The sequence below is a fragment of the Streptomyces sp. RP5T genome, from assembly GCF_003933965.1.
In the GTDB taxonomy this organism is placed as follows: Bacteria; Actinomycetota; Actinomycetes; order Streptomycetales; family Streptomycetaceae; genus Streptomyces.
Genome location: NZ_RSAJ01000774.1, coordinates 1 through 3303, shown reverse-complemented (window position 1 = coordinate 3303; position 3303 = coordinate 1). Strand labels below are relative to the sequence as shown.

At 73.5% G+C, this 3303-nt stretch carries 3 protein-coding genes; 1 reads left to right on the top strand and 2 read right to left on the bottom strand.

Annotated features, from left to right (window positions below; translation table 11 throughout):
* Window positions 1–43 precede the first annotated feature (43 nt).
* Entirely contained in the window at window positions 44–436 is a 393-nt protein-coding gene (locus EHS43_RS40770; protein WP_125195575.1) for an SCO5389 family protein, read from the top strand.
* Between the two features lie 54 nt (window positions 437–490).
* On the opposite strand, the gene fusA is transcribed toward EHS43_RS40770, so the two are convergent.
* Window positions 491–2530 carry an elongation factor G gene (gene fusA / locus EHS43_RS40765; protein WP_125195574.1) on the bottom strand — a complete coding sequence of 680 codons (2040 nt, stop codon included), beginning with the start codon at window positions 2528–2530 and terminating at the stop codon, window positions 491–493.
* Window positions 2531–2866: 336 nt separating this feature from the next.
* Window positions 2867–3303, bottom strand: a 437-nt coding sequence (locus EHS43_RS40760; RefSeq protein ID WP_148104238.1) for a serine hydrolase, incomplete at its 5' end; no start/stop codon positions are given.

Sequence of the window (3303 nt, the reverse complement as noted above, 5' to 3'; positions counted from 1 at the left end):
AGCGACTGACCCCCGCCCCACCGACGGACAGGAACCGCAGCACATGTCTCTCGACGTATCCCCCGAGCTCCTCGCCGAAGCCGAACAGGGCGCCATCCGCGAGGAGGACTTCGTGGCCACGGTCCGCGCCTCCCTCCCCTACGCCTACGACCTGATCGCGTCCCTGGCCGGTGAACTCAAGGGCGGCACCGCCGAGTTCTCCGACAACCAGACCCCTCCCCCGTCGGAGAAGGAGCGCGGCCAGCTGCTGCGGGCCCTCGCCAGTGACGCCATCCGGGGCAGCCTGGAACGCCACTTCGGCGTGGCCCTCGCCTTCCAGAACTGCCACCGGGTGGCGGCCTTCCGCCCGGAGTCGGTGGACGGTGAGACGTATGCGCGCTTCACGTCGGTGCGCTCGCAGGTGCTGAACCAGTCGCCGGAGTTCAGGGACTGCTGACCCGGCCCCGGCGCGAGGTGTGGCCCTCCCCGGCCGGGGAGGGCCACACGCAGGTCACCGCCGGGCCGCCGCCTCGGCCGGGGCCGGTGCGTAGCCCGTCGGGCGGGCCGTGAAGGTGCCGCGGCCCTGGGTCCGGCTGCGCAACCTCGTCGCGTAGCCGAAGAGTTCGGCCAGCGGCACGGTCGCCGTGACGATCGCCGAACCGCCCCGACTGACCGAGCCGGAGATCCGGCCGCGGCGCGCGGCGAGGTCGCCGAGCACACTGCCGACGGCGTCCTCGGGCACGGTGACCGTGACCTCCGCGACCGGCTCCAGGAGGACCATCGCGCAGGCCCGCAGCGCCTCCCGCAGGCCGAACCGGCCGGCCGTGCGGAAGGCCGTGTCCGAGGAGTCCTTCACATGGGTCGACCCGTCGGTGAGGGTCACCCGCAGCCCGGTCACCGGGTGCCCGCCGAGGGGACCCTCGGCCAGCGCGTCCCGGCAACCGGCCTCGACCGCGCGGACGTACTCCTGCGGCACGCGCCCGCCGACGACCGCGGAACGGAACGCGAAGCCCGCCTCCGCCGGCTCGACGTCGAGCACGACATGGGCGAACTGCCCCGCCCCGCCGTCCTGTTTGACGTGCCGGAAGACCAGCCCGGACACTCCGCGCCCGACCGTCTCCCGGTAACTGACCCCCGGGCGCCCGAGGGTGAGGGCGAGGCCGTGCTCACGCCGCACCTTCTCCACCGCCACCTCCAGATGCAGTTCGCCCATGCCGGACAGCAGGGTCTGACCGGTCTCCGTGTCGGTGCGGACGACGAGCGAGGGGTCCTCCTCGGTCAGCCGGGCGAGAGCGGACGCCAACCGGTCGGTGTCGGCGGACCGCCCGGCCTCGACGGCCACGGACACCACCGGTTCGGCCACGCTCGGCGGTTCGAGCACGAGCGGGGCGTCCGGCGCGCACAGGGTCGACCCGGCACGGGCCGACTTCAGCCCGACGACGGCGACGATGTCACCGGCGACCGCCCGTTCCAGCGGGGCGTGCCGGTCGGCCCGCACACGCAGGATCCGCGCGATGCGTTCGGTGCGGCGCGCGCCCGCGTCCCACACGGTGGCTCCCTTCTCGATCGTGCCCGAGTACACGCGTAGGTACGTCAGCCGTCCCGTCGGGCCGGCGTTCACCTTGAACGCCAGCGCCGCGAAGGGCGCCGCCGGGTCGCAGGGCCGTTCCTCGCCGTTGTCCCCGCGTACGGCGGGCACGTCGAGCGGTGACGGCAGGTACGCCACGACGGCGTCCAGGAGCGGTTCGACACCGCGGTTGCGGTAGGCCGAGCCGCACAGGACGACCACGCCGTCACCGCTGCGGGTGAGGTCCCGCAGGGCGGCGGTGAGGGTGGCGGCCGAGAGGGTCTCGCGGTCGCAGAACTCCTCAAGGGCGGCCGGGTGCCGTTCGGCGACGGCCTCCTCCAGTGCGCGGCGACGCCGGAGCGCCTCCTCGCGCAGGCCCTCCGGCACCGGCCCCTCCTCGGCCGTGTCACCGTCCGTCCAGGTCAGCGCCCGCATCCGGACCAGGTCGACGACGCCGGTGAAGCCGTCCTCGCTGCCGATGGGCAACTGCACGACCAGCGGGGCCGGATGCAGCCGCCGCCGGATCGACTCGACGGCCGCGTCGAGGTCGGCGCCCGCGCGGTCCAGCTTGTTGACGAACGCGATCCTCGGCACACCGTGCCGGTCCGCCTGCCGCCATACCGACTCGCTCTGCGGCTCCACCCCCGCCACCGCGTCGAACACCGCGACCGCTCCGTCGAGCACCCGCAGCGAGCGCTCCACCTCGTCGGCGAAGTCGACGTGCCCCGGGGTGTCGATCAGGTTGAGGCGGTGTCCGTCCCACGCGCAGCTCACGGCCGCGGCGAAGATGGTGATCCCGCGGTCCCGCTCCTGCGGGTCGAAGTCGGTGACGGTGGTGCCGTCGTGGACCTCCCCGCGCTTGTGGGTGGTGCCGGTGGCGAACAGGATCCGCTCGGTGACGGTGGTCTTGCCGGCGTCGACGTGGGCGAGGATGCCGAGGTTGCGGACGACGGAGAGCGGGTCGGGGTGAGTGGTGGTACGCACGGCCCAGGGCCTTTCGGACGATGTGGTGACAGGGCGGCGCGATGACCCGTACGGCGACATGACGGCACGTCACACAGACGTGCCCAGGCGGTACTCGACCGTTCAGACAGTCGTCACGGGCATCCGGTGCCGGCCGCGCAGCGGGCACCGGAGGGCCGGGGACACGAGGATCACGTCGTACGACGTCCGGGGAACGGCGACAGCTGTGCGCACGCACATGGCCGTACTCCCCTCGCTCGTCGTCCCCTTCATGGGCTGCCTGGTGAGTGTAGGGAAACAGGAAGGGGCGGGGCACGGGATTTTCCGTGCCCCGCCCCTGCGGGCGTGGAGTCCGCGCTAGAGGCCCTGGAGGCCGTCGTAGGCGGACATCACGAGGTCCAACCCGCGGGTGTCCTCGGCGGGTTCGCGCATCTGGTTGGTCGTGTAGGCCACCGCCATGCGGGCGTCGGGGTCGATCATGACGAGGGAGCCGCCCCAGCCGCCCCAGCCGAAGGTGGTGCCGAACAGGCCGTATCCCAGGCCGTACCGCTGGGGCATGCCGATCACGCGGTCCTCGCCGCTGAACTGCTCCTCACGGGCCCGCGCGGCGCCCGCCGCCGACAGCAGCCGTACGCCCCGGACGGTGCCCGCGCAGGCGAGCGCGGACTGGACGAGGGCCACGGAACGGGCGTTGCCGAAGCCGCTCGCCGCCGGGATCTGGCCGCGCCGCCAGGCCGTGGCGTTGGCGTCCCTGAGACGGAACTCCGTCGCGGAGGAGGGGGTCGGGTCGGGGC